This is a genomic window from Mucilaginibacter sp. GW821-FHT07G05 (assembly GCF_059418565.1).
The window spans coordinates 741,057-765,001 of sequence record NZ_JBWKQC010000001.1; the positions used below are offsets into that span (position 1 = coordinate 741,057).

Consider the following 23,945-nt stretch of genomic DNA (forward strand, 5'->3'; position numbering starts at 1 on the left):
ATTATATATACCTGTTGATCAGGTTCTCTAAATATTCTTGTTTACCGCTTAGCGTTTGAGGCTCGCCGTTGCTTACAGCGTACTGGCGCAAGTCTTCTAAAGATAGTTTACCATCTTCAAAGTCTTTACCCGCACCGGCATCGTAAGACGCGTAACGGTCGCTGCGAATTTTATTATAGTCTGATTTTTGGAGGATGTTATCAGCGATAACCAAAGCTCTTGCAAAGGTATCCACGCCACCAACATGCGCGTAGAACAGATCGGCAGGATCGGTTGAGTTACGGCGTATCTTGGCATCAAAGTTAATACCACCGCCCTGTAAGCCACCGGCCTTCAAAATGATCAGCATTGATTCGGTAACTTCATTAATATCGTTCGGGAACTGATCGGTATCCCAGCCGTTTTGAGTATCGCCACGGTTGGCATCTATCGAACCTAATAAACCGGCATCGGCAGCCACCTGTAATTCGTGCTGGAAGGTATGGCCCGCCAGTGTAGCATGGTTCACTTCAAGGTTCAGTTTAAAATCGCTGATCAGGTCGTATTTCTGTAAGAAACCTAATACTGTTGCAGCGTCATAATCATACTGGTGTTTAGTAGGCTCGCAAGGCTTAGGCTCAATAAAGAAGGTACCTTTAAAGCCTTGTTTACGGGCATAATCTTTAGCAGTGTGTAAAAAGCGTGCCAGGTGCTCCTGCTCGCGTTTCATGTCGGTGTTTAATAACGACATATAACCTTCCCTTCCACCCCAAAATACATAGTTTTCACCACCCAGCGCGATAGTAGCATCTAAAGCAGATTTAACCTGTGCCGCGCCATGCGCCAGTACATGAAAATCAGGATTGGTAGCGGCACCGTTCATATATCTGCGGTGGCTGAACAAGTTTGCAGTACCCCAAAGTAATTTTACACCACTGGCAGCTTGTTTTTGCTTGGCATATTCAACCAGCGCGTTCAGGCGGCGATCGTTCTCATTAATATCGTTGGTGTAATCAACCACATCAACATCATGAAAGCAGTAGTATGGTAAATTTAACTTGGTGATAAATTCAAAAGCGGCATCCATTTTATCTTTGGCACGCTCTACAGCATCTGCCTTGGCATCCCATGGAAAAATATGGGTTGGGCCGCCAAACGGATCGGCACCGTTACCGCAGAATGAATGCCAGTAAGCTACCGCGAAACGCAAATGCTCTTTCATGGTTTTGCCGGCAATTACCTTATCGGCATCATACCACCTGTAAGCTAAAGGATTATCAGATTGTAAGCCCTCATACTTGATCTGCCCTATCCCGCTAAAAAATTCCTTATCTCCAGTTAAAACGCTCATGTAATTAATTGTTGGTTTATGAATATTAATTGATTTAAATAAGTATCTGTTGTTCAACCTGTAACTGCTTGTCAAGTAAAGCTTTCCACTCGTAGTAAACAGGTTCTAATTGTTTGGTATTGGGTTCGATCACCTCAATAGGGTGCATATTGCTGAAGGCCTCTGCCGGTGACGTGAAAATGCCTGCACCTATACCCGCGCCCAATGCCGCGCCTACGCTGCCATCATTTTTATAAAGTTCTACAGGCACGCCGGTAACATTCACAAAAGATTCGGCAAAGAGGTTGCTTAAAAACAAATTGCTTTTACCTGCACGTATCACGGTTGGGTTCATCCCGTTCTCGCGCATAATATCAAGCCCATAACGGAAAGCGCAGGCTATACCCTCCTGTACAGCCCTGAATATATGCCCGCGTGTATGCAGGTTAAGGTCAATATGGTGCAGATGCGTGCCGATAAGCTTATTATTAAGCATTCTCTCCGCGCCATTACCAAAAGGAAGTATACGCAGGCCGTCGCTGCCAAAAGGGGCTTGTGAGGCCTCTGTATTCATTTGCAGGTAACTCACGCTGCTGCCAAATAAGGTTTTAACCCAGCGGTATAAACTGCCCGTACCATTGATGCAAAGCAAAACTCCTAAACGTTGCAGATCATGAGCATAGTTTACGTGGGCAAAGGTATTCACGCGCGATTCAGGGTCATAAGCTAACTGATCGCTCACGCCATAGATCACGCCCGATGTTCCGGCTGTCGCGGCCACCTCTCCCGGATTTAACACGTTTAACGAAAGCGCGTTATTTGGCTGATCGCCTGCCTTGTATGCAACAGGTATGCCCTGTTTTAGGCCCAACTTTTCGGCTAATGATGCCAGCAGGTACCCGTGTGCCGAAAAAACAGATCTTACAGGCGGGATAATATTGTTGTCGAAGCCAAAATAATTAAGCACATCTTCAGATATACCATTGGTTTTAAAATCAAAGAAGATTCCTTCTGACAATGCCGATTCGGAGGTGGTGATCTCCCCTGTCAGTTTCATGGCTATATAATCGCCCGGCAGCATGATCTTGTCTACCTGCGCGTATATTTCAGGCTCATTCTCTTTTACCCAGGCCAGCTTTGCCGCTGTAAAATTGCCGGGCGAATTAAGCAAATGCGATAAGCTTTTTTCATAACCAATGGCATCAAAGGCTTTATTGCCTATTTCAACCGCGCGGCTATCGCACCATATAATGCTGTTTCGTAATAATTTCTGGTTCTTATCTACCATTACCAGGCCGTGCATTTGGTATGCTATACCAATGGCAGCAATATCAAGCGGATTGTATTTGCCCGATGCCTGGCATATTGCAAGGGCCTGTTGTGCCTGCTCCCACCACATATCCGGATCCTGCTCGGCCCAGCCCGGCTGAAGCGAAAGAATAGGCGATTCTTCTTCAGGGTATTGGGCAGATACGATCATTTTTTGTGAATCGGCATCAACTACGCAAACTTTTACAGATGAAGTACCTATATCTATACCCAATAACAGCATGGCCTTTATTTGAATTATTTTTTAATTATTACTTTGCAACGAATTTAGAGTAAAATCTGAACAATGCAATCGATTGCATAAAATTTTTTATACATAGATAATTTATGAAACCGAAAAAACGGACAACGATATATGATATTGCTGAAAAACTGAACCTTACAGCATCTTCTGTATCAAGGGCTTTGAATAATAGCAGTAATGTAAACGAAGACACTAAGAAGCTGATACTAAAAACCGCTGCCGAAATGAACTATAAACGCAATGTGCTGGCCTCAAACCTGCGCAAAGGCGAATCAAAGACCATCGGTGTGGTTGTGCCGCGCATAAACCAAAACTTCTTTTCGAACGTGATTGCCGGTATTGAGGAAATGACCTACGCCAAAAACTTCAATCTCATCATCTGCCAGTCTAACGAATCGCATGAAAAAGAGATCAAATGCGTTAACGCGCTCATCAACCAGCATATAGACTGTATTATTATATCGGTAGCTGCCGAGGGCAATGATTATACGCACCTTAAAAACGTGATTGACCACGGCATCCAGCTTATTCAGTTCGACCGTGTGGTAGAAGAGATCGATACCCTGAAAATAATTAACGATAACGAACTGGCCACGCTTGAGGCAATTACCCACCTGATTACAGAGGGATACAAACGCATTGCGCTGCTGGAAGGTCCGCAGAACCTCGATATATTTAAACAACGTAAAACAGGTTACCTGAAAGCTTTGGCTCAACATAACTTGCCAATAGTTGAAGAGCTGATCATTGAAAATGCCTGGACTAAAGAACTTGGTGCTGAAGCAACCCGCAAGTTGCTAAGCCTACCCGAACCGCCTGATGCCATCTTCGCCTCTACTTCAGATTTTTCGGCACTGGGTGTATTGGAGGTAGCTACTTCGATGAATTTCAAAGTACCGGGCGAATTAGGGATCTTGGGATATGCCAATGAACCATTTACCGAACTCACGAGCCCGTCAATAACCACTATCGATCAGTTTACGCACCACATGGGCAAAACCATAGCTACGCTGTACTTCCAGGAAACACAAACTAAGGATACCACTATAGTACCGCGTACCATCAGTATTAAGCCGAAGCTGATCATCAGGGCATCTACCTCAAAAAGCCAGGTTATTTAATCATAAGCTTTATGATATGTAAACTTTGTTTACAAGAAAAGAAATTAGTCAAATCACATATAATACCCAATTATATGTATGATGGAATTTTTGATACAAAGCATAAGATCGTACATGTTGATTTTGTTAACGACATGAAAACTCAATTCAAATCGGATGGTGTTTTTGATACTAACCTGCTATGTAGTCATTGCGATAACAATGTATTAGGAAGTCTGGAAAACTATTTTGCGGAGATGATTTATGAGAAGGGTTCCATCAAAAGACGACAGCAAATAACTAAACAGTTAATTCCTCATAATAATCAATTTCATACCGTAAGATATAAAGGATTAGATTACAACAAAATCAAATTATTCTTATTGTCCATTTTATGGAGGGCAAGTATTACAAAGCAACCTTTTTTTAAAGAAGTAGATTTAGGCTCTCATACTGAAACAATACGAAAAATGCTTATTGAAAACAAAGCGTGCAAAAGTACTTTGTTTCATACAATACTTTTAAGCTTAGGTCAAAATGATTCTCGCCCTTTCTATTCTATAATAGGTCCAAGACGAGTTAAAAAAAACAGTAACACATATTATATTTTTTATATAAACGGCTTAGTAATTTACTACAATATTTCTAACAATAACATAAACGATATTTTCCATACAGGTTACGTAAATGAAGCTGGCGAAATGGATGTTACTGTAATAAATGGTAAACCGGCTCAACAACTTTATGATAATTTAATTGGAAAAGGAATCTCATACACAGGGCCTTTCAAATCATAATATTATTTAAGTCCGCGTACCTGCATTTGCAGGGTGTAGATAGCTTTTGAAGCGGTGATAAACAATATATCGTGGTTTTTACCGCTGAAACATACGTTGCCTGTCCATGGTTCAGGGATATCTATGTGCGCCAGTTTTTTGCCCTCGGGATTGTAAATAGTTACGCCTTTGCCCGATACATAAATATTGCCCTTAACATCAAGCGTCATCCCATCCGACTGATGATTGGCAATAAATTTACGATCGGTAAGGCTGCCATCCTTAGCAATAGTATAGCGATAAATCTTGCTGTCGCCAATGTCACCAACATAAAGGTATTGGCCATCCGGCGAACCGATAATACCATTTGGCTGCTTTATTTTATCGTCGGCCACTATTGGCTTATCAGAGCCTTTTGGTACGTAGTAAACCTTTTGCCCTTCAACATCCGGTTGCTTGCGTGTCCAATAGTCACGCTGATAGTATGGATCGGTAAAGTAAATACCGCCCGACGGTGATTGCCATACATCATTAGGGCCATTCAACAGTTTCCCATCCAAATCTTTAACTAATACTTTCACCTTACCATCCGGGCTTACCGACCATAGCTGGTTATGTTCATCGGCACAAACCAGTAAATCGCCCTTTTTATTGAAGAACATGCCATTTGCCCTGCCCGAGTTTTCCATAAACACGCTTAGCTTGCCATCTGTACTGTATTTCCAGATCTTGTTATTCGGCTGATCGGTAAAAAACACATCGCCTTGTTTATTAGATGTGGGGCCTTCGGTAAACGCGAAATCTTTAGATACCAGTTTTGCTTTCAGCAAGGTATCATACAATGGTTTTTCTTGTGCCGATACCTTGCCCGTAAAGGCCAGCAGACAGGCAATAGCAAAGGTGTATGTTCTTCTCATTTTTCAGGTTTTAGTTGGTAGCTTCCTTATATAATCCAAAATCGCTTAAGGCGATACACACCGGCGATTTGGTAACGCGTAATCTCACTTTAGCAGTGGTAACAGCTTCAGGTAAACGGATCAACCGGTTACCGCCAATGCTTGTCGCCGTGGCCACTTGTTTCCATTCGCCGTTGGTGTAAGCATCAATAGCCACTTCCTCAATACGTTGCCCCAATTTAATGTTTTCGCGTAAACGGATAACGTTAAATGTTTTATTTTGGTGCAAATCCATTACCAGTTCGGCAGTGTTTACTTTATCATCGGTAGCCCAGTAGCTGTAGCGGCTGTTATCAAACAAAAATTGGGGCCCGAATTTAGCCTTGTTCCCCCCTCTTACATTACTGGCCTTTAACGTAGCGCCTTTAGCCAAATTAACAGCGAAGGTATTTTTTAATATGTTGCCGAACTGCGTTAATGAGCGCACATCGTTATCGTGCAATAACCCTCTTTTATCCGGAGATAAACCAAGATCGAGTCCCGCACCGCGGCCAACACTTTTATAGTATAATGATAGCAAGGTATCCGGCGATTTCACTTTATCATCCTGATCCTGGTGGTAGAACCATCCCGGTCGCAACGGAACATCGCATTCGGCAGGCATCCAGTATTTACCATCGCGGTGGCCTGCTGTACCTTCATAATCTTTCACAAAGCCATTGCCGGGCGTTTTACCTTCTTCGGGCGCATGCGGCGTGTAGGTTTCCCAGCTGGTTTCGGCGGCAAAACCGCTTTCGTTACCTACCCAGCGTACATCAGGACCAACATCGCCAAATATTACCGCACCGGGTTGCAATTTGCGGGCTATGCCCCAGGTAACAGGCCAGCCATAATAGGTAGAACGATCAATTTTACGGACTTCACGTGCGCCGCCATAATAGCCATCGCCGCCATTAGCGCCATCGTGCCAGGTGATAAATAACGAACCATAGCGGGTATATAATTCTTCTAATTGTTTACGGTATACATTGGTAACGTATTCCGGTTTGCCGTAAAGCGCGTTGTTCCTGTCCCATGGTGAGCAGTACACGCCCATTTTAATACCTAATTCATCGCAAACTTTTCTGTATTCGGCCACCATATCGCCTTTGCCGTTTTTCCATGGGCTTTGGCTGATGTTATGCGGGGTTGTTTTGGTAGGCCAAAGGCAAAAGCCATCATGATGCTTTGCCACCACGATAATGCCTTTAAAACCACCCGCCTTTGCCGCGCCCACAATTTGTTTAGCATCAAAATTTGTTGGATCAATGATCTTAGGGTCTTCATCGCCAAAAGCCCATTCCTTATTGGTGTAGGTAGCAGCGCCAAAATGGATAATACAATACATTTCGGTTTCCTGCCAGTTTAACTGTGCCGGTGTTGGTAATGGCCCGTATGGTTTGGGCGGGGCCTGGCAATTTGCCGTTAGGCTACCTACAGTAAGCAGTGCCGCTAATAAGATATTTTTCATGCTGTGGTTAATAGTTCGCTAATATAATGAAGCATTTAATATTTGCCGCCCATTTAATTATTACTAAATTTGTTAGCATGAAGCGTTCCGGCAATGCCGACCTCCCCTTACATTATGGCTATGTACCCACCTGGCTTGCCGAGCGTATGGCTAAGCTTGGCCTTGCCATAGTTGAAAATATTATTGCCGATTATGGTACCGAAGATGTACTGCGTCGTTTGAGCGATCCTTTCTGGTTTCAAAGCCTTGGCGCGGTAATGGGTATGGACTGGCATTCATCGGGCATTACCACATCGGTAATGGGCGCGTTAAAGCGTGCTATTAATCCGCATAGTAAGGAGTTGGGTATTTACATCTGCGGCGGCAAGGGCAAGCATTCCACCCAAACCCCTGCCGAGCTGCTTAAGGTATGCGAAACCACCGGGCTTAATGGTGAGCATTTGGTTAGGTGCAGCAAGCTTAGCGCAAAGGTTGATAATACCGCCGTGCAGGATGGCTTTCAGCTTTATACCCATAATTTTATTTTAAGTAATACTGGGCAATGGACAGTGATACAGCAAGGTATGAGCGCTAACAGTAAAACCGCAAGGCGCTATCACTGGCATTCGGAAGGCCTTAATTCGTTTGTGAACGATCCGCATACTTCCATATACGGGCAAAACAGTGGCTACATCCTGAATATGGCCGATAAACAGGCCGAAGGTTCGCGCAATGGCGTAATGGCTATAGCTGCCGAAAAGCCGGAACAAATGCTCCGCGAGATCAGCCACCTGGTTATGCCGGATCACCATGATGTACGTGCACGGGATGTGGATATGAAACGACTGGGAGCCGTACTATGGCTGGCGCACGAAAAGCAACCGAAAGATTTTGAAGACTTGCTATTGTTGCAAGGGCTTGGCCCACGCACGCTGCAATCGCTTGCCCTTGTAAGTGAAGTAATACACGGTACGCCATCCCGGTTTAAGGACCCGGCGAGGTTTTCCTTCGCGCATGGCGGTAAAGATGGGCACCCCTTTCCGGTGCCTACCAAAGTGTACGACGAAACTATCGGCGTACTGCAAAAAGCCGTTTATCGTTCCAAATTGGGCAATAACGACAAGAACGAGGCCATCAAAAAGCTATCGCAAATTGCTGAACGTGCCGAACGCGATTTTACGCCCGTTGAAACCAATTTTGAAAAGGTAATTGAAAAGGAAAGAGCCGATTCGTGGAAATACGGAGGCCGCACGGTATTTGGTAAAGCACAACCACCTGTACAGCAACAATTAAAGTTATTTTAGAGATGCCACTATCGCCTTAGCAGAGTCAAGGTGCATTTTAATAACCGGCAGGTTGCTTTTGGCGAATTTGCTTAAAGCTGTATTTTTAAGCTGGCTCCCCTCCTGAAAAGTATGAATGATCTTTTCGTGCTCATTAGCCATCATTTCAAGATAGGCATGGTCAAATTCGGTACCGCTTAGTTTGCTTAGATCGGCAATGGTTTGCTGGTGGTCGGTATTAATACTGTCAACCGCGGGTGCCTGTAAATCTGATTGTATTTTTTTGAGCTCGTCCCCAGCCTTGGTATGATCGTCGATCATCATTTGGGCAAACTTAATTACCCTCGGGTTTTGTGATTGTTCTTTGGCAACATTGGCGGCTTCAACTTCCGTCATCCCGCTTTCGAGTCCATCTTTTATAAAGGCCGACTCACGACTCCCCAATGTAGTTTGATCGTTATAATTCTTCCCTCTTCTTTCATCGCATGCCTGTAATAACATCAGTGCCGCTATCGCGACCGCCACACAGTTGATCTTTCTCATTTCTTAATCTAAAGCTAATAGTTGGTTAACAAATATAATATTGTACGGTTTATAAAACCATTACAAATTGTAATATTTATTAACCAACTACCAAATTAGATTAGGCCAGGTTACGGCCGGCATTAACAATACCATATACCGTTCTGATCACCAATTTGTTATAAATATCCGTCAGTTCCGGATTGTTGTTCGCGTTTAACAATTGCAGCGCGTAATGCTGTATAATTACCAATGGCAATACAATTTTTTCGCGGATTGCTATTGAACGGCGATCTACAGGGTACTCCTGCATCAACACATCGGTGCCGGTAAGTTCAAGCAACATGGCTTTGGTAAGATCGAACTCGTTTTTAAGTTTTGTCCAAAACTCACCGTATTTTTTATCTTCGGCCAAATAAGCGGTAACCCTGAAATCCGATTTCGACATGGACATCATACAGTTATCCAGCATGGTGCGGAAAAATCCTGAACCTTTGTAAAGCTCTTTAATTTCGTCCCAATTGCCACTATCCTTCATTCCTTTCAACGCTGTACCCACACCATAAAAGCCCGGGATACTTTGTTTTAACTGGCTCCAGGCGGTAACAAAGCTGATAGCGCGTAAATCTTCCAGTTTTAACGGCGCACCGGCATTCCGTTTTGTTGGGCGGCTGCTGATGTTCACCATTGAAAGTAATTTCAGCGGACTAAAATTTTCCAGATATTCAACAAACAATGGGTCTTCGCGAAGCGCCATAAAAGCGCTGTAGCTTTCGTTTGCCATTGTAGATATCATGTCCTTGTGCTTCTTATCCAACAGGTCGTGCTGGTTAGGATGCAGGGCAGATATGATACCCGCGTGGATCAACTGCTCGGTATTGAACCTTGCCGTTTCAACAGAACCGTATTGCGAACTCACGGTTTGCCCCTGTATGGTCAGCTGGATATGATCGTTAGCGATCTCGCTGCCCATTGACGAGTAGAAACGGTGAGTTTTACCACCACCACGTGCCGGCGGGCCGCCACGGCCATCAAAGAACGCCAAACGGATACCGTATTTACGGGCCATGGTAGTTAATTCTACCTTAGCTTTGTATATAGACCAGTTGGCCATTAGATAACCGCCATCTTTAGTACTATCAGAAAAGCCCAGCATAATAGCCTGGAAATTGCCACGCTGTTTCAGGTGCTCTTTGTAGAACGGATGGGTATATAATTTTTCCATTACATCGGCAGCATGCTTTAAATCATTTACTGTTTCAAATAATGGCATAAAATCAACTGTAAGGCTATCCTTCTCCCAACCGCTCCATAAAAACAGATCGATCAGTTGTACAATATCAGATGCCTGCTGGCAGTTACTGATAATAAAACGCTGGCAGGCCTTTTCACCATTGCTATGCTGAATTTTTTTCATCAGCCTGATGGTGTTCAGGGTATCTTTTGTAAGATCATCGGCATTATCGGGGCAAATAAAATCGGCCTCGTTAAATTTGATGCTCTTTAATTTTTTAGCTTCATCCAAATCATGGTAGTCAGCAGCAATGGCAGATTCTTTGATCTGCTCGGATGCAAACTGGAACACGCTGCGTAAAACGCGGCTGTCCTGCCTTATATCCAGCGTAGCAAAGTAGCAACCAAACAAGCGTACCTTACGAATCATCCCCTCTACAATGTCAACAAACAAACTATCATGATCGGTGATCAGGGTTTGATGGATAGATTGCAGCAAGCTCAATAACTCTTCCTGTACATCGTGCGGTTCCCTTTGCGGATTGAAAGCGTTTTGGTACAGCAATTTTTCGAGGTTATCAAGGGTTTTACCAAAGCCCCTGAAGGTGATACGGCGTTTCAGTACCCTGAAATCGCGGTAGTAGCACCTGAACAAGATCTGCCTCAAAAAGCTGGCTACCGATTTGGTGGTTTCGGTAGTTACGTTAGGGTTACCATCGCGGTCGCCGCCCGGCCAAAAACCAAGCTCCAGTATCTGGTGCAGGTTATCAATATCAAACTCTTCTTCAAGCGTGGTTTGTATCCCGGCAAAGGCATGGTAAAATATATTCTCCAAAAACCAAACAAGGCTAACCGCCTCATCTACAGGTGTTGGTGAAGTTTTATTAAAGAAAGGTGTTTTACCTAATTGCTGTAATAATTCATCAATAGTATTGATATCGTTAAGCTTCAGGGCTTCGATCAGGTCCGTCATGATACCTAAAACCGTACCCGGATAAAACTGTGTAGGGTGAGCGGTAAGTACCAGGCGCAACGAAAAATCCTTCAGCTTTTCGCTGATCTCTTTACGGGATTGATCGTTCAGCGTAGCCTGTTGTAACAGGCTTTGCAGCGTACCTGCATCGGCAGCACGACCAATTTTGCCGAATGATGAATCTTCAATGGCATCAAATAAAACTACCTGGCGTTCTATATATTGTATAAAACGGAACATGCGGTTAATTTGCTCCTGGTGATCAATACCCGGAACATGCTTTTTGAAAAAAGTTTCGATAATTTCGGTAGGCGAAAGCTGCTGGGTAGCCCCCTGCTCGCAATGCGACGCGAAGAAAGGCAACAGGATACCTGTATCTTTTACCTGGTAAAACGGGAGTGTTTGAAACAAACTGTTATACAACTCAAATCGGGCAACAACCTCGTTATTAAAGGTTGCTTCTCTTTGGCTGAGCTTTAACGATGCAGACATATTATAGTGGTTGAGGTAAAAATATCGGGGTGTATAATTTACACAACAATAAACGCCGTGAATTTAATTAAAATAAGCACTTATTTGTATAATTATTAATATTAATTGGTTATTAATGCCATTTTTTATTGCAAAACATATCGGCCAATTAAATTGTCTAAATTTGCACAGATAAAATTTCAACCATTTATAAATTAATGATCAGTAATCCACGGGAAATAAAAAGCTTCTTCTACAGCCAGTATTTTTCTGACGGTTTGCGCATTACGGCCGGTATATTATTACCCTCACTTATCGCCGAATACTTTGATAAGTTTGAGATAGGCGTTACCCTATCGCTGGGGGCGCTGTGTATGTGCGTAATAGATAATCCTGGGCCGGTAATACATAAGCGTAACGCCATGGCCGTTGGTAATCTTTGCGTGTTTATTGTAGCTGCCATAACCGGTTTTGCAAGGCTTAATATATTTACCCTCGGGCTCGAAATCACCGTGTTCTCTTTCCTGTTCTCGCTATTTATCGTTTACGGCAACAGGGCGGCATCGGTAGGTACGGCTTCTTTACTTTCCATGATATTTATGATGAGTAAGGAGATAGCCCCCAACGAGGTAATGCTTTTTAGCGGAACCATACTGGCCGGTGGTATATGGTATATGCTGTTTAGCCTTACCTTTTTCGGCATACGCCCTTACCGTGCCGCGCAGCAGATATTGGGTGAAAGCATCACCGAAATAGCGCGTTTTTTACGCATTAAGGCCGATTTTTATAATGTTGATATAGATATTGATAATAACTACCGCAAGCTGGTATCGCAGCAGGTACAGGTAAGTCACCAGCAGGATAATGTAAGGGAGATATTATTTAAAAGCCGCCTGATGGTACGCGAATCAACCAACGCGAGCCGCATACTGGTGCTTACCTTTGTTGATCTGGTGGATATGTTTGAGCAGATCATGGCTACCCATTATGACTATGGCCATATCCGCGAAAAATTCAAGGATACCGGCGTACTAAACGATATTGACAAGCTGTTGCATAAAATGGCCGATGAAGTGGATAATATCGCTTTCATGGTACTATCAAACATTCGTTACAAACAGCTAACGGATTTTAATCCCGACCTTGAAAATCTTAAGTTAAAGATAGACGGGATCAGTACGCATAACCTCGTGCTTAAAAAGATCCTGATCAATCTGCGCGATCTTAACCAAAAGATAGTGAACATCCATAACTATTACATGTCTACCTCATCAAAATTATTGTTTGAGAAACAGGGCAACGTAGAGTATTCAAAGTTTGTAACACATCAGGATTTCGCGGCGCACATCTTCTTCGATAACTTTACCTGGAACTCGGCGGCGTTCCGGCATGCTTTACGGGTGGCTTTGGTATGTTTGGTGGGTTTTATTACAGCTAAATTTATCTCCCTCGGGCACCATAGTTATTGGGTGTTGCTTACTATTATAGTAATATTAAAACCCGGTTTCAGTCTTTCCAAACAGCGCAATTTTCAGCGTTTAATTGGTACTATAGTAGGTGGAGTGATCGGGGTGATTTTATTGATCTTCATCCACAATTCTGTAGCGCTGTTCATCATCATGACGGCCCTGATGATAGGTACCTACAGCTTTGTACGACTCAACTATGTTACCAGTGTAATCTTCATGACACCTTTCGTACTCATTCTGTTTAAGTTTTTAGGAGTAGGCGGATACAACATAGTGCAGGAACGGGTGATAGATACGATCATTGGCTCATCCATCGCCCTGATAGCCAGCTATTTTATATTTCCGTCCTGGGAGTTTGAGCAGATAAAGGAGAACTTACGCAATGTTATTTCCGCCAATACCAATTACCTGATCAAGATCGGCGGAAGCATCGCCGGTAAAATGGTGGACACTACCGAATACAAATTGGCGCGTAAAGAAGTGTTTGTAGAATCGGCCAACTTATCGGCAGCCTTTGAACGCATGACATCCGAGCCGAAAAGCAAACAGCGTAATATAAAGGACGTGCATAAATTTGTGGTGCTCAATCACATCTTGTCGTCATACATCGCTACCATGGCAGCGGCTATTATTGGTAAACGGTTAGATAAACCGCATCCGGATGCTATAAAATCGCTTAAAAAGAGTGTGGCCCTGCTTAACGACAGCAGCAAACGCCTGAACGGCGAAACCGCTGAACTAAAGCTGGAAAAAACCGCCGAAGAACCGGCAACCTTACCTGCAACAGAGAAAGTAGAACTGAATGCCGATGACAAGTTGCTGAAAGAACAGCTCGATTTCATCAACAAAATAAGCAACGATATTGTAAAGGTTACCGAGAATATTTTAAAGTAACTCGGTAGCCAAATTCGCCAATTCGCTTCGCTCCCCTTTTTGCAGCGTGATGTGCGCGTATAACGGATGGTTCTTGGCCTTATCTATCAGGTACGAAAGCCCGTTACTTTCAGCATCGAGGTATGGGGTATCAATCTGGTAAATATCGCCGGTGAACACAAACTTGCTGTTCTCCCCTGCCCGCGATATAATGGTTTTCACCTCGTGCGGGGTAAGATTTTGTGCTTCGTCGACTATAAAGAAGATCTTGCTTAAGGTACGCCCACGTATAAAGGCCAGCGGTGTAATGGTTATTTTATCGTTACTTACCAGTTCGTCTATCTTGGCCTGCATTTTATCGTCGCCAACAAACTGGTCTTTGATGAATTTGAGGTTATCCCATATCGGCGCCATGTATGGGTCTATCTTCGACTTTACATCACCGGGCAAAAAACCGATATCCTTATTACTGAGCGGCACTATTGGGCGGGTAACGAATATCTGGCGGTAGTATTTACGCTGCTCCAGCGCGCTGGCTAAAGCGAGCAGGGTTTTACCGGTACCGGCATTCCCTTGTATGGTAACCAATTTAATATCCGGGTGCAGCAGGGCATGTATAGCAAAAGCCTGTTCGGGGTTTCGTGGTTGAATATTTAGCACCGGCTGATCGATTACCTTTTCCAATTGCGAGGTGTGGCCATTATAAAAAGCCGATACCGACGACTTTTTGCCGTTGAGTATATAAAAGTGATTATTGTTATAATTATGCTGGTCATCTTCAGCCACAGCAACGGCATCCTGCTTGTTAAGCTGACCAATGAACTTTTCGGTGATCTTGTTCAGTTCTGTTTTGCCCGTGTACAGCTCGTCAACGTTTTTAACCTTGCCTGTTTCGTAATCTTCGGCATTGATGCTTAGCGATTTGGCTTTAAGGCGAAGGCAAATATCCTTTGATACCAGGATCACCCTCCTGTCGGGATATTCTTCCTGTAAGCTTATTGCGGCGTTGAGGATGCGGTGGTCGGTTTTGTCCGAATCAAAGATCAGCTCGGCATCGGTACTGATCTTGTTGTACATGATCACCTTAAAACTGCCTTTGCTTTTGCCGTTAAGGGGTGTCCACTTATTGATCAGGTTATTTTTCGACAGATCATCGATAAGGCGCAGAAAGCTTCGGGCCTCAAAATTACGGGTATCGTTCCCCGATTTCTTGTTATCCAGTTCTTCCAATACCTGCACCGGTATAGCCACATCGTGCTCCTGGAAATTTTGAAAAGCGTTATGATCATACAAGATCACGGAAGTATCTAAAACGAATATTTTCTTCTTCCCGTTTCCCTTATTCTTGCCATCCTTACTCATATCCGACTAAATTAATTAATTAACTATCAGAAAAGCAAGTTTTAAATAGTTGATTTTTAGTAAAACAGCGGGGTAAAATATTGATTGAGTATGATGGCAGGCAATATAAATACCAAATAGCACTTTGGTTTATGTTACATACCATTGTATATTTAGGCGACATAACCTTATTAATTTATGATTCAACCTAAGAATATTTTAGTAGTAAACACTCATCAGCTTGATGGTATAAAAATTGAACAATACTTAAAACCTATTTCAGCCCATATCGTTACCGGAACCAATTTATTTAGCGATATGGCCGCTTCTTTAACTGATATTTTTGGAGGCCGCTCTGAATCATACCAAAAACAAATTACCACAATTTATAATGAAGCCATTGAAAAGTTAAAAATGGCAGCTTTTGAAATTGGGGCAAATTGTATTGTGGGATTGCATATTGATATGGATGAGATTGCCGGTAAAGGTAAATCAATGTTTATGTTAACGGCAATTGGTACAGCAGTAATAATCAATGAACAAAACAATCAGGATAAAAATAGAGCCCTTGAGAAAAATGATATCGCGGGCCTTGACAGGATTAAGATATTGCAAAAAAAGCGATCGATTATTTCAAAAGCTAAGTCAGACTCATTAATTTATGATGATGAATTATGGGAGTTTATTACGCAAAATACAATCATCGAACTATATACATATATACTCAACAGATATGTAAAACTATTAAAACCAACCCTGTATGAGATGGACGTTGCACGAAAGTTTCAAAATCAATTGGTATCATTTGTAGATTCTTTTACAGAAGATGAAAAAATAGATCTTATTTACACTTCAATATTCAATGTCGACTATCGTTCGATATCAAATCAATTAATGAATATTATTGAGAGATTACAACTTTTAGATATTGATAAAGTAATTGATTTATTAAATGATGATGTTTTTTTCAATCAAAAGCAAGGATTGCAAATTTTAACATATGATAAACCATTTTATACCGCTGGTGATTTGCCAAAACTTGAAGTTATAAAACAAAAAATAACGGAGAATTTTAAAGAGCGCGGAAAAAGAACAACTAAGAAGCAGATGCTATCATCAAAAGAAAAAGATATTTGGATATGCGAATGCGGGAAAACTAACGATAACGAAGCAAACAGAGAAAGTTATTGCGAAAGTTGCGGCGCTAATATTTATGGTTTCAGACCAAAAGACGTATCAGATATTGCTGCATTACAAATTCTGAATGATAAAATTACCGATATCACAGAACTAACCTCGTAACCCCAATTCCTGTTAAATTAATACAACATTTTGGTAAAATAGCAATACTGCTACGGCGTAATTTACGGGCATCTTAAAGCCCGATCATGAAAGCCATTTTTACCTGTACTTTATGCCTTGTTTGTTTGCTGTGCACTTCGTTTATTACCGATACCGGTTGGACTCCCCTGCTTGATAAAAACCTAAGCAAATGGGGCATGTATCTCTCGTACCGGCACAAATTAGGCTACAAAGGCGAAGTACCTAAAGATGCAAAAGGATCGCCATTAAAACCGATTGGTTACAACAAAAACGAAGCAAAAGTTTTTACCGTAACCGAAGTAAATGGCGAACCTGTTTTGCGCATCAGTGGGGAAATATATGGCTGTGTTTATACTAAACAGGAGTTTTCAAACTATCATCTCAAACTAATGGTAAAGTGGGGCGATAAAAAGTGGGTGCCACGCCTTAATGAACCTAAAGATTCGGGCGTGATATACCACTCGCAGGGCCCGGCCGGTGTTGACTATTGGCATGCCTGGATGCTTGGACAGGAATTACAGGTAATGGAAGCGGGTTGCGGCGATTACTGGTGCATAGCTTCGTCGGCAGCTAAGATAAGAACCTTGAATACAGCAGCAAAAAAAGATACGCTGGTTTACTCGCCCAAGGGTAAAGTAACCGCTATGGGTTCGGGCAATAACTTTGTACAGCAAAACCACAATTACGAAAAGCCATCAGGCCAATGGAATTTGATAGAGCTGATCTGTTTTGGCGATAAAAGCATCCATATTGTTAACGGTCATGTGGTAATGGCCATCAGCGGATCAGCGTACAAAGATGGCAATCAATTAAAGCCGCTGGTTAAGGGAAAGCTACAACTACAGAGCGAAGCCGCAGAAGTATTTTACAAACAGGTAATGATAAAACCTATTGATAAAGTACCGGCCCAATACGCCGCTTACTTTAAATAAGGATACCAGTCGCCCGCGGGTTCCGGGGCGACTGATGGAAAGCATGGTTAACCCTAACTTATCTTTCTGTATCCGTATTATTTTTCGGGGTTATTTACCAGGCAAAGCAGCATCGTTTCCAGCAGGTGGATATAAATTTCTATTCCCTCACGGATCTCATCAATATAAATAAATTCATCGGGTGTATGCGAACGGCACGAATCGCCGGGGCCTATCTTTACCGATGGAACATCCAGCCAGCCCTGATCTGAACTGGTAGGCGACACATAGGTTTTACGCCCCAACAGGATACCGGCCCTCACAATAGGATGCGTTCTGTCGATGTTGCTGGGTTTTAAAATACCCGGTCGTGGTGTAACATCGCAATGCGTATGTTGACGTATGGTAGCCAGCACTTCTTCCACCGTATAGCAATCGCTCAGGCGCACATCCACCGTAAACCTGCATTCGTGCGGAACAATGTTGTGCTGGATACCTGCATGTAATTCGGTAACCGTCATCCGTACCGGCCCCAAAAAGGCTGCCTGTTTCTGAAATTTATAGGTAGAAAACCATTGCACATCGGCCAATGCTTTGTATAACGCATTATCTCCTTCGTTGCGGGCGGCATGCCCGGCTATACCATGTGTGGCGCAATCAAGCACCATACAACCCATTTCGGCAGTGGCGAGGTGCATTTGGGTAGGCTCCCCTACTATGGCAAAATCAATATGGCCAATATGTGGTAAAACAGCTTTTAAACCATTCGTCCCTGAGCTTTCTTCTTCAGCAGTAGCGGCAAAGCACAGGTTATAAGACAGGTGCTCGTGATGATAAAAATGCAGAAATACTGCCATTAACGATACCAGGCAACCACCTGCATCATTACTACCCAGTCCGTACAGTCGGCTATCAATAATTTCGGGCTTAAAAGCATCACGGGTGTATCCTTCATTAGGCATTACGGTATCATGGTGCGAATTAAGCAGAATGGTAGGTTTGGCCGCGTCGTAATGTTCATTATACGCCCATATATTATTGTGCAGGCGAGTGGTCGCTACACCTTTGCTATTCAAGAAGTCACGTATCAGCGCGGCGGTATCATGCTCTTGTCCGCTTAATGATGGTGTGGCTATCAGTTGTTGAAGCAGTTCCAACGCATCGTGGTGTAAAAGCCCGGCATCAGCTATACCGGCAACTTGTTCATCTGTTTGAGTATACATTTTGGTAAGGTTTAGTTATGTGATGGATTAAATAACATGGCGGTGCACAGGCAATTGCATTTATGCTTGCCGGTGAGCACATCGTAGTTTACACAGCTCTTGCAGCCTTCCCAAAAATGTTCGTCGTGGGTTATCTGATCGTAGGTTACAGGTTCAAAGCCGAGGCGGGTATTCATTTTCATAATGGCCAGTCCGGAGGTGATAGAGAAGATATCGGCTGCCGGATATTGCTCGCGCGAAAGTTTAAATACCAAATCTTTAATAGCCGATGCCACACCGTTATTACGGTATTCCGGCGATACGATCAAGCCGCTGTTGGATACGAATTTACCATCATCCCAAACCTCGTAATAGGAAAACCCGGCCCAGCAGCCACTCGTCGATACAGCTATTACAGCCTTACCGGCATCCATTTTTTCGATAATAGAGGCTATTGATCTTTTTGAGATACCCGAACCACGCGCTATTGCCGAACGCTCGGTTTCTTCGGATATAATACCGGCATAAATATGATCTGAAGGGTTGGCCGGCCTTACAATTATCTGTTCATCTTCCATTGCTTTAATAAATTAACCGCTGTTAAATTTTAGCGGCATGGTTTATAGCGCAACAGCTAAAAGAATGCCCTTGTATCAGGCTGCAATGCAACAGGCTATATTACAGCACATAAGCACATAGCGATGGCTTTAGCGACACAATAGCTACCTAAAAACCATATCAAAATGGAAGACTATTTTATCGAAATGAGAGGGATGGAAACCTGTTGCATATTTGCTAATTAATAGGCTCATACAAGATATTGTGAAAACACGGTCAGTGATTATCTTTAAATATTTAAAAGAAATACAATGAAACTATTTAAAAACCTTTTTAAGAAAGAGAAAAATAATACAATTAAAATTATTCAATCGGATCAGGAAATAAGGGATAAAATAAGTTTTGGTAAATTAAAGTTTGATCCGCACACTGGTGTTATAGAATTAAATAAGTTTAATGATTCTGAAATGGAGTTTTTCAAAGTAATATTTATTTTGAAAAAATTGTGGGAAGATGATGAGATTAATGAATTTGAAAAAATGGTTAATAAAATATCGAAATCTACACTGAGTGTACTTATATCCCTTTACTCGGAATTAATAGATGACGAATTTGAGCCTGTGGTACCTATCCAAATGATTCGATTAAAACTTCCGAACATTGATTATATCGAAATGTCGAAAAGATTAAATCAAGATCATGAATTTAGAATACATCTTAGGAAAATCGAGAGTTACATAGTTGAAAAGCAAAAAATATTGGAAAAAAAATCATTTGATAAATGTATTGGCGATTGGGAACAGGCTGAGATGGCTGCCACTAAATCAGCGATGAAAATCATGTATGATATATTAAGTGATTAACAATCTTGCATAAATAATAACCTGTATCTAATCGTTATTAAACATTAGATTTTTGTGGGCGTTTCCCTCCTTCGTCGGGTCAGGCTTTCCGTTGCAAGTCCTCATTTCGCTGCGCTGCATTCCGGGCTTTTCACTTCAATCCTTAACGCGATTGCTGCCTGCACCCATTAAATCATCATTATAAATTACCACTACCCTATTGTACATCTCAATAAAATTCATTTACTTTGAAATACAAAGTACTTTTAATTAAACAATGTTGAAATTCAAACTCAGTTACTTCACCCTCGCATTGCTGCTTTTCGCGGCAGAAGTGCTTATCGCCATTTACGCGCATGATGCCATCATCCGTCCTTATGGCGGTGACCTGCTGGTAGTGATACTCATTTATTGTATTGTTAAGGCTTTTGTAAATGCGCCGGTATGGCACACCGCCCTTGGTACATTGGTATTTGCCTATGCAGTTGAGATTTCACAATATTTTAAACTCGCCGTACACTTGGGGCTTGGGCACTCAAAAACAGCCATACTGCTCATAGGCAGCGCGTTTGCCTGGGGCGATATGCTGGCTTACACGCTGGGCATCATCATAGTTTTACTGGCAGAATATGCTGCAGCTAAATATTCATTAAACTTTAAATCAGCTTAAATATGGACTTTGTAAATAAGGATTCTATCGTACGTAAAATTTGGGGCAACAGCGATACTGTGCTATTCATATTTGCCGGCGCTTCGGCCGAATTCGCGCTGAACAAGGCTGTGGATTGGCTTTATTTTACCGGTCGCCTACCTGCCGATCCTTTGGACAGGCTGTTCTCTACCGTGGTATACTCACAGCAGATCATCTTTTCGGGCGAAAGCGAAGCATTACGGGCCATCGACAAAATAACGGCCATACACAAAGGCGTAGAACAAGCCCGCGGCGCTTCTATACCCGACTGGGCCTATCGCGATGTTTTATTTATGCTGATAGATTACTCTATCAGAGCTTATGAACTACTATACAACAAGCTCGGTACTAACGAGAAGGCTGAAATATTCGACGTTTTTTACCGTGTTGGTCACCGCATGGGTATTAGCGGTTTACCGCAGGATTATGCGCAATGGCTTACCATGCGCCACTACCACTTGCTCGAAAATTTTCAGCAAAGCCATTTCACTACAGATCTTTTCGCGCAGTATAAAAAACACTTGGGTACACCTCGTTACCTCATATTAAAGCAGGTACAACAACTGGTAATACCATCAAAAATAAAAACCCTATTGGGGCAAAAACCGGTATTATGGCTTAAGCCTTTCATTTTCGGTTACAAGCTAACACGCCTGTTCAGGCTCGAACGTATTTTCAAGAACGCCTTGCTGCCATCGGCCTATAAGGTACAAGTACAACAATTAGATATGGCATTATGATCAGTCTGCATTTATCAAACAGAATGGCCGTGAAGGAGTTTGCACGCAAGCTATTTCACTTCGGCTTACAACAGGCGTTGTCTTGCCTGTTCCCGGTATTGGTTTTCGCTATGCTCGCGCTATCGCATTTGTTCACGGGTATTATTCCGCGGTATGATTTTATGCTGATCGCCTGCGTATCCATCCAGTTAGTACTTTACCTCACCAAAATTGAAACACGTGATGAGGTAGTAGTGATCTGTATTTTTCACCTGCTGGGTTTACTGATGGAACTATTTAAGGTACATTATGGCTCATGGCAATACCCAGAACATGCCTATACTAAAATTGCGGGTGTGCCCTTGTACAGTGGCTTTATGTACGCCAGCGTTGCCAGTTATATGTGCCAGGCATGGCGAAGGTTAAAGCTCAATATTCATCACTGGCCAAATCATTACACCGCTATGGTATTGGGCGTGCTTATTTACATCAACTTTTTCACCAATCATTTTATACCCGATGCGCGGTATTTGATAGGTGTATTTATAGTTTATTTTTTCAGGAAAGCGACAGTAAAATTTACGGTAGACGGGCGGCAATTTAGCATGCCGGTGATCGTCTCCTTTTTGCTCATCGGCTTTTTTATTTGGATGGCCGAAAACATGGCTACCCTGCTGGGCGCATGGCAATACGCCTACCAGCACAAAGGCTGGAAAATGGTGAACTACCAAAAGATCAGCTCGTGGGAGTTTTTGGTGATCGTAAGTTTTATTATTGTTGCCGAACTTAAACTGTTTAAGAACACTGCAAAACAGCCGGACAGATAAATACTACTGATATTTGCCGGGTATAATAGTAACCAGTTCAACAAAAATGTAAACACCGCAGGCAACCAGCATTAAGGCAATACCAAGCGGAATGAGTAAATAAAAGTTAAAATCATTAAATGAGTGATGGTGTGAGGCGGCTTTCATGGTGTAAGCGTTTTTGGTTGTACTAATATACGAAATACTGTAAATCAAAACATCCACGCAGTTTGTTCTGTTTATACAGTGATGACGATGGCCGGTTATTTTTAAAGCCGAATAAATTTCACATCTTCACCACCCAAATAAAAAAGAACCATGATAGACGTAAACCAATATTTTGATGGCGCAGTAAAATCACTGGGCTACACATCTGCCGAAGGCAAAACCACTGTAGGCGTAATGGAACCGGGCGAATACGAATTCGGCACATCGCAACACGAAACCATGACTGTGTTAGAAGGTGAATTACACATTTTGCTGCCCCATGGCGAGGCATTCCAATCGTACACTAACGGACAAACTTTTGAGGTAGAAGCTAATGTTACTTTTAAAGTAAAGGCATCTTTACAAACCTCTTACCTGTGTAAATACAGATAATGATATAGCACATCGCCGGATATTTTCAGCAATAAGCCGGCGATATGCTTTTATATTATATGATCAGTTTAACAACACCACCATCGGCACGAAGAGAAGAACCATTGGTAGCTGCCGACACAGGGCTGGCTACATAAACCACCAGGTTAGCTATCTCTTCCACATCGGCAAAGCGCTGTATCAATGATGTTGGCCGCATGGTTTTAAAAAACTCTTCTTCGGCCTGTGCAAAGGTAATACCCTTATCATTTGCCAGCTGACTTACAAATTCATCAACCCCTTCAGATTTTGTTGGCCCCGGCAATACCGAGTTTACAGTTACATTAGTGCCTTTAGTTAGTTCGGCCAAACCACGGCTTATAGCCAATTGTGTGGTTTTGGTAGATCCGTAATGGATCATCTCTTCGGGTATATTGATAGCCGATTCGCTGGAAATAAAAATGATACGGCCCCAGTTTTTAGCCAGCATTTTAGGTAAAAAATGGCGCGATAGGCGTATACCGCTCAATACATTCACCTCGTAAAAACGCAGCCAGTCCTCATCGGTAATATCCACAAATGCTTTAGGCTCAAAAATACCGGCGTTGTTTACCAGTATATCTACTTCGCCCAACTGTTCAGTTAGTTGCTTTACTTCGGCGGCCTTTGAAAAATCGGCCGGAAAGCCACTTACCTGGGCGCCGGGCACTTCTTCCTGTAGCCTGATAACAGCATTGTCAACGCGTTCCTGGCTGCGGCCATTAATAATAACGCTTGCGCCTTCCTGTAATAGTTTTTTTGCTATGGCAAAGCCGATGCCTTGTGTAGAGCCGCTTACAAAAGCGGTTTTTCCGGTGAGTTGTAAATCCATTTTTTTATAAGTGTTAGGATGTTGTTTTTTGTGAACAAATAACGTAATTGTTATAATAGTGTTTGTTCGGCAAAGGTCATAAACGTGTTATGCGAAAGTCATTAACCGTTGCTTACAAAAAGAGGCCTTATCTGA

At 42.6% G+C, this 23,945-nt stretch carries 22 protein-coding genes; 11 read left to right on the forward strand and 11 right to left on the reverse strand.

Features of this window, described 5'->3' with window-relative positions; all coding sequences use genetic code 11:
• Nucleotide 1 precedes the first annotated feature (1 nt).
• Nucleotides 2-1,330: a xylose isomerase gene (xylA, locus tag AC07NA_RS03060; RefSeq protein ID WP_494895572.1), complete on the reverse strand. Its 1,329-nt coding sequence runs from the start codon at nt 1,328-1,330 to the stop codon at nt 2-4.
• A gap of 34 nt (nt 1,331-1,364) precedes the next feature.
• Entirely contained in the window at nt 1,365-2,861 is a 1,497-nt protein-coding gene (locus AC07NA_RS03065; protein WP_494895574.1) for a xylulokinase, read from the reverse strand.
• Nucleotides 2,862-2,965: 104 nt separating this feature from the next.
• On the opposite strand from AC07NA_RS03065, the gene AC07NA_RS03070 reads away from it, so the two are divergent.
• Together AC07NA_RS03070 and AC07NA_RS03075 are read left to right on the forward strand one after the other, a co-directional pair.
• The gene (locus AC07NA_RS03070; RefSeq protein WP_494895576.1) at nt 2,966-4,003 is read left to right on the forward strand and encodes a LacI family DNA-binding transcriptional regulator; all 1,038 of its coding nucleotides are present in this window, start codon (nt 2,966-2,968) and stop codon (nt 4,001-4,003) included.
• Nucleotides 4,004-4,137: 134 nt separating this feature from the next.
• Nucleotides 4,138-4,779 (forward strand): hypothetical protein, encoded by a 642-nt coding sequence (locus AC07NA_RS03075; protein ID WP_494895578.1) that lies wholly within the window; start codon nt 4,138-4,140, stop codon nt 4,777-4,779.
• Between the two features lie 2 nt (nt 4,780-4,781).
• On the opposite strand, the gene AC07NA_RS03080 is transcribed toward AC07NA_RS03075, so the two are convergent.
• Together AC07NA_RS03080 and AC07NA_RS03085 are read right to left on the reverse strand one after the other, a co-directional pair.
• On the reverse strand, nt 4,782-5,675 hold the full coding sequence (locus tag AC07NA_RS03080) for an SMP-30/gluconolactonase/LRE family protein (protein ID WP_494895580.1): 894 nt from the start codon (nt 5,673-5,675) through the stop codon (nt 4,782-4,784).
• A gap of 10 nt (nt 5,676-5,685) precedes the next feature.
• Nucleotides 5,686-7,164 (reverse strand): alpha-L-fucosidase, encoded by a 1,479-nt coding sequence (locus AC07NA_RS03085; RefSeq protein WP_494895582.1) that lies wholly within the window; start codon nt 7,162-7,164, stop codon nt 5,686-5,688.
• 77 nt (nt 7,165-7,241) lie between these two features.
• On the opposite strand from AC07NA_RS03085, the gene AC07NA_RS03090 reads away from it, so the two are divergent.
• A complete protein-coding gene (locus AC07NA_RS03090; RefSeq protein ID WP_494895584.1) occupies nt 7,242-8,447 on the forward strand; it encodes a DUF763 domain-containing protein in 1,206 nt (401 codons plus the stop codon).
• Here the strand turns inward: AC07NA_RS03090 and AC07NA_RS03095 are convergent.
• Both AC07NA_RS03095 and AC07NA_RS03100 read right to left on the reverse strand, forming a co-directional pair.
• Complete coding sequence (locus AC07NA_RS03095; protein ID WP_494895586.1) at nt 8,439-8,969, reverse strand: DUF4142 domain-containing protein; 531 nt, start codon at nt 8,967-8,969, stop codon at nt 8,439-8,441. The two genes, AC07NA_RS03090 and AC07NA_RS03095, sit on opposite strands and share 9 nt — an antisense overlap.
• 100 nt (nt 8,970-9,069) lie before the next feature.
• On the reverse strand, nt 9,070-11,646 hold the full coding sequence (locus tag AC07NA_RS03100; protein WP_494895588.1) for a phosphoenolpyruvate carboxylase: 2,577 nt from the start codon (nt 11,644-11,646) through the stop codon (nt 9,070-9,072).
• A 197-nt stretch (nt 11,647-11,843) separates the two neighbouring features.
• On the opposite strand from AC07NA_RS03100, the gene AC07NA_RS03105 reads away from it, so the two are divergent.
• Nucleotides 11,844-13,988 carry an FUSC family protein gene (locus tag AC07NA_RS03105; RefSeq protein WP_494895590.1) on the forward strand — a complete coding sequence of 715 codons (2,145 nt, stop codon included), beginning with the start codon at nt 11,844-11,846 and terminating at the stop codon, nt 13,986-13,988.
• Here the strand turns inward: AC07NA_RS03105 and AC07NA_RS03110 are convergent.
• Nucleotides 13,980-15,329: a PhoH family protein gene (locus AC07NA_RS03110; RefSeq protein WP_494895592.1), complete on the reverse strand. Its 1,350-nt coding sequence runs from the start codon at nt 15,327-15,329 to the stop codon at nt 13,980-13,982. The genes AC07NA_RS03105 and AC07NA_RS03110 overlap by 9 nt on opposite strands.
• A 177-nt stretch (nt 15,330-15,506) precedes the next feature.
• Here AC07NA_RS03110 and AC07NA_RS03115 point away from each other — a divergent pair, with 177 nt between their 5' ends.
• Nucleotides 15,507-16,610 (forward strand): YbjQ family protein, encoded by a 1,104-nt coding sequence (locus tag AC07NA_RS03115; protein ID WP_494895594.1) that lies wholly within the window; start codon nt 15,507-15,509, stop codon nt 16,608-16,610.
• Between the two features lie 86 nt (nt 16,611-16,696).
• A complete protein-coding gene (locus tag AC07NA_RS03120) occupies nt 16,697-17,563 on the forward strand; it encodes a 3-keto-disaccharide hydrolase (RefSeq protein WP_494895596.1) in 867 nt (288 codons plus the stop codon).
• Nucleotides 17,564-17,640: 77 nt separating this feature from the next.
• Here the strand turns inward: AC07NA_RS03120 and AC07NA_RS03125 are convergent, their stop codons facing one another.
• Both AC07NA_RS03125 and AC07NA_RS03130 read right to left on the reverse strand, forming a co-directional pair.
• A complete protein-coding gene (locus tag AC07NA_RS03125) occupies nt 17,641-18,765 on the reverse strand; it encodes a M20 family metallo-hydrolase (RefSeq protein ID WP_494895598.1) in 1,125 nt (374 codons plus the stop codon).
• A gap of 11 nt (nt 18,766-18,776) precedes the next feature.
• Nucleotides 18,777-19,322: a GNAT family N-acetyltransferase gene (locus AC07NA_RS03130; RefSeq protein WP_494895600.1), complete on the reverse strand. Its 546-nt coding sequence runs from the start codon at nt 19,320-19,322 to the stop codon at nt 18,777-18,779.
• 291 nt (nt 19,323-19,613) lie between these two features.
• Between AC07NA_RS03130 and AC07NA_RS03135 the strand changes: the two genes are divergently transcribed.
• From AC07NA_RS03135 to AC07NA_RS03150, 4 genes are all read left to right on the forward strand, one after another.
• On the forward strand, nt 19,614-20,165 hold the full coding sequence (locus tag AC07NA_RS03135) for a hypothetical protein (RefSeq protein WP_494895602.1): 552 nt from the start codon (nt 19,614-19,616) through the stop codon (nt 20,163-20,165).
• Nucleotides 20,166-20,421: 256 nt separating this feature from the next.
• Entirely contained in the window at nt 20,422-20,814 is a 393-nt protein-coding gene (locus AC07NA_RS03140) for a ribosomal maturation YjgA family protein (protein WP_494895603.1), read from the forward strand.
• Between the two features lie 2 nt (nt 20,815-20,816).
• Entirely contained in the window at nt 20,817-21,575 is a 759-nt protein-coding gene (locus AC07NA_RS03145) for an oxygenase MpaB family protein (RefSeq protein WP_494895605.1), read from the forward strand.
• Nucleotides 21,572-22,381 carry a DUF817 domain-containing protein gene (locus tag AC07NA_RS03150; protein ID WP_494895607.1) on the forward strand — a complete coding sequence of 270 codons (810 nt, stop codon included), beginning with the start codon at nt 21,572-21,574 and terminating at the stop codon, nt 22,379-22,381. The genes AC07NA_RS03145 and AC07NA_RS03150 overlap by 4 nt, the downstream gene beginning before the upstream one ends.
• A 3-nt stretch (nt 22,382-22,384) precedes the next feature.
• Here the strand turns inward: AC07NA_RS03150 and AC07NA_RS03155 are convergent, their stop codons facing one another.
• Complete coding sequence (locus AC07NA_RS03155; protein ID WP_345209273.1) at nt 22,385-22,528, reverse strand: hypothetical protein; 144 nt, start codon at nt 22,526-22,528, stop codon at nt 22,385-22,387.
• A 150-nt stretch (nt 22,529-22,678) separates the two neighbouring features.
• Between AC07NA_RS03155 and ppnP the strand changes: the two genes are divergently transcribed.
• Nucleotides 22,679-22,960 carry a pyrimidine/purine nucleoside phosphorylase gene (gene ppnP, locus AC07NA_RS03160; RefSeq protein ID WP_345209274.1) on the forward strand — a complete coding sequence of 94 codons (282 nt, stop codon included), beginning with the start codon at nt 22,679-22,681 and terminating at the stop codon, nt 22,958-22,960.
• A gap of 55 nt (nt 22,961-23,015) precedes the next feature.
• Here ppnP and AC07NA_RS03165 read toward each other — a convergent pair whose 3' ends face one another.
• Nucleotides 23,016-23,810, reverse strand: coding sequence for an SDR family NAD(P)-dependent oxidoreductase (locus AC07NA_RS03165; protein ID WP_494895609.1), 795 nt, complete (start codon nt 23,808-23,810; stop codon nt 23,016-23,018).
• Nucleotides 23,811-23,945 lie beyond the last annotated feature (135 nt).

Coding starts and splice junctions, on each gene's coding strand:
- AC07NA_RS03070 (WP_494895576.1), top strand. CDS start 2,966: ATGAAACCGAAAAAACGGACAACGATATATGATATTGCTGAAAAACTG.
- AC07NA_RS03105 (WP_494895590.1), top strand. CDS start 11,844: ATGATCAGTAATCCACGGGAAATAAAAAGCTTCTTCTACAGCCAGTAT.
- AC07NA_RS03085 (WP_494895582.1), bottom strand. CDS start 7,164: ATGAAAAATATCTTATTAGCGGCACTGCTTACTGTAGGTAGCCTAACG.
- AC07NA_RS03140 (WP_494895603.1), top strand. CDS start 20,422: ATGTTGAAATTCAAACTCAGTTACTTCACCCTCGCATTGCTGCTTTTC.
- AC07NA_RS03080 (WP_494895580.1), bottom strand. CDS start 5,675: ATGAGAAGAACATACACCTTTGCTATTGCCTGTCTGCTGGCCTTTACG.
- AC07NA_RS03090 (WP_494895584.1), top strand. CDS start 7,242: ATGAAGCGTTCCGGCAATGCCGACCTCCCCTTACATTATGGCTATGTA.
- AC07NA_RS03145 (WP_494895605.1), top strand. CDS start 20,817: ATGGACTTTGTAAATAAGGATTCTATCGTACGTAAAATTTGGGGCAAC.
- AC07NA_RS03135 (WP_494895602.1), top strand. CDS start 19,614: ATGAAACTATTTAAAAACCTTTTTAAGAAAGAGAAAAATAATACAATT.
- AC07NA_RS03095 (WP_494895586.1), bottom strand. CDS start 8,969: ATGAGAAAGATCAACTGTGTGGCGGTCGCGATAGCGGCACTGATGTTA.
- AC07NA_RS03075 (WP_494895578.1), top strand. CDS start 4,138: ATGAAAACTCAATTCAAATCGGATGGTGTTTTTGATACTAACCTGCTA.
- AC07NA_RS03165 (WP_494895609.1), bottom strand. CDS start 23,810: ATGGATTTACAACTCACCGGAAAAACCGCTTTTGTAAGCGGCTCTACA.
- AC07NA_RS03065 (WP_494895574.1), bottom strand. CDS start 2,861: ATGCTGTTATTGGGTATAGATATAGGTACTTCATCTGTAAAAGTTTGC.
- AC07NA_RS03110 (WP_494895592.1), bottom strand. CDS start 15,329: ATGAGTAAGGATGGCAAGAATAAGGGAAACGGGAAGAAGAAAATATTC.
- AC07NA_RS03125 (WP_494895598.1), bottom strand. CDS start 18,765: ATGTATACTCAAACAGATGAACAAGTTGCCGGTATAGCTGATGCCGGG.
- ppnP (WP_345209274.1), top strand. CDS start 22,679: ATGATAGACGTAAACCAATATTTTGATGGCGCAGTAAAATCACTGGGC.
- AC07NA_RS03115 (WP_494895594.1), top strand. CDS start 15,507: ATGATTCAACCTAAGAATATTTTAGTAGTAAACACTCATCAGCTTGAT.
- AC07NA_RS03120 (WP_494895596.1), top strand. CDS start 16,697: ATGAAAGCCATTTTTACCTGTACTTTATGCCTTGTTTGTTTGCTGTGC.
- AC07NA_RS03130 (WP_494895600.1), bottom strand. CDS start 19,322: ATGGAAGATGAACAGATAATTGTAAGGCCGGCCAACCCTTCAGATCAT.
- AC07NA_RS03155 (WP_345209273.1), bottom strand. CDS start 22,528: ATGAAAGCCGCCTCACACCATCACTCATTTAATGATTTTAACTTTTAT.
- AC07NA_RS03100 (WP_494895588.1), bottom strand. CDS start 11,646: ATGTCTGCATCGTTAAAGCTCAGCCAAAGAGAAGCAACCTTTAATAAC.
- AC07NA_RS03150 (WP_494895607.1), top strand. CDS start 21,572: ATGATCAGTCTGCATTTATCAAACAGAATGGCCGTGAAGGAGTTTGCA.
- xylA (WP_494895572.1), bottom strand. CDS start 1,330: ATGAGCGTTTTAACTGGAGATAAGGAATTTTTTAGCGGGATAGGGCAG.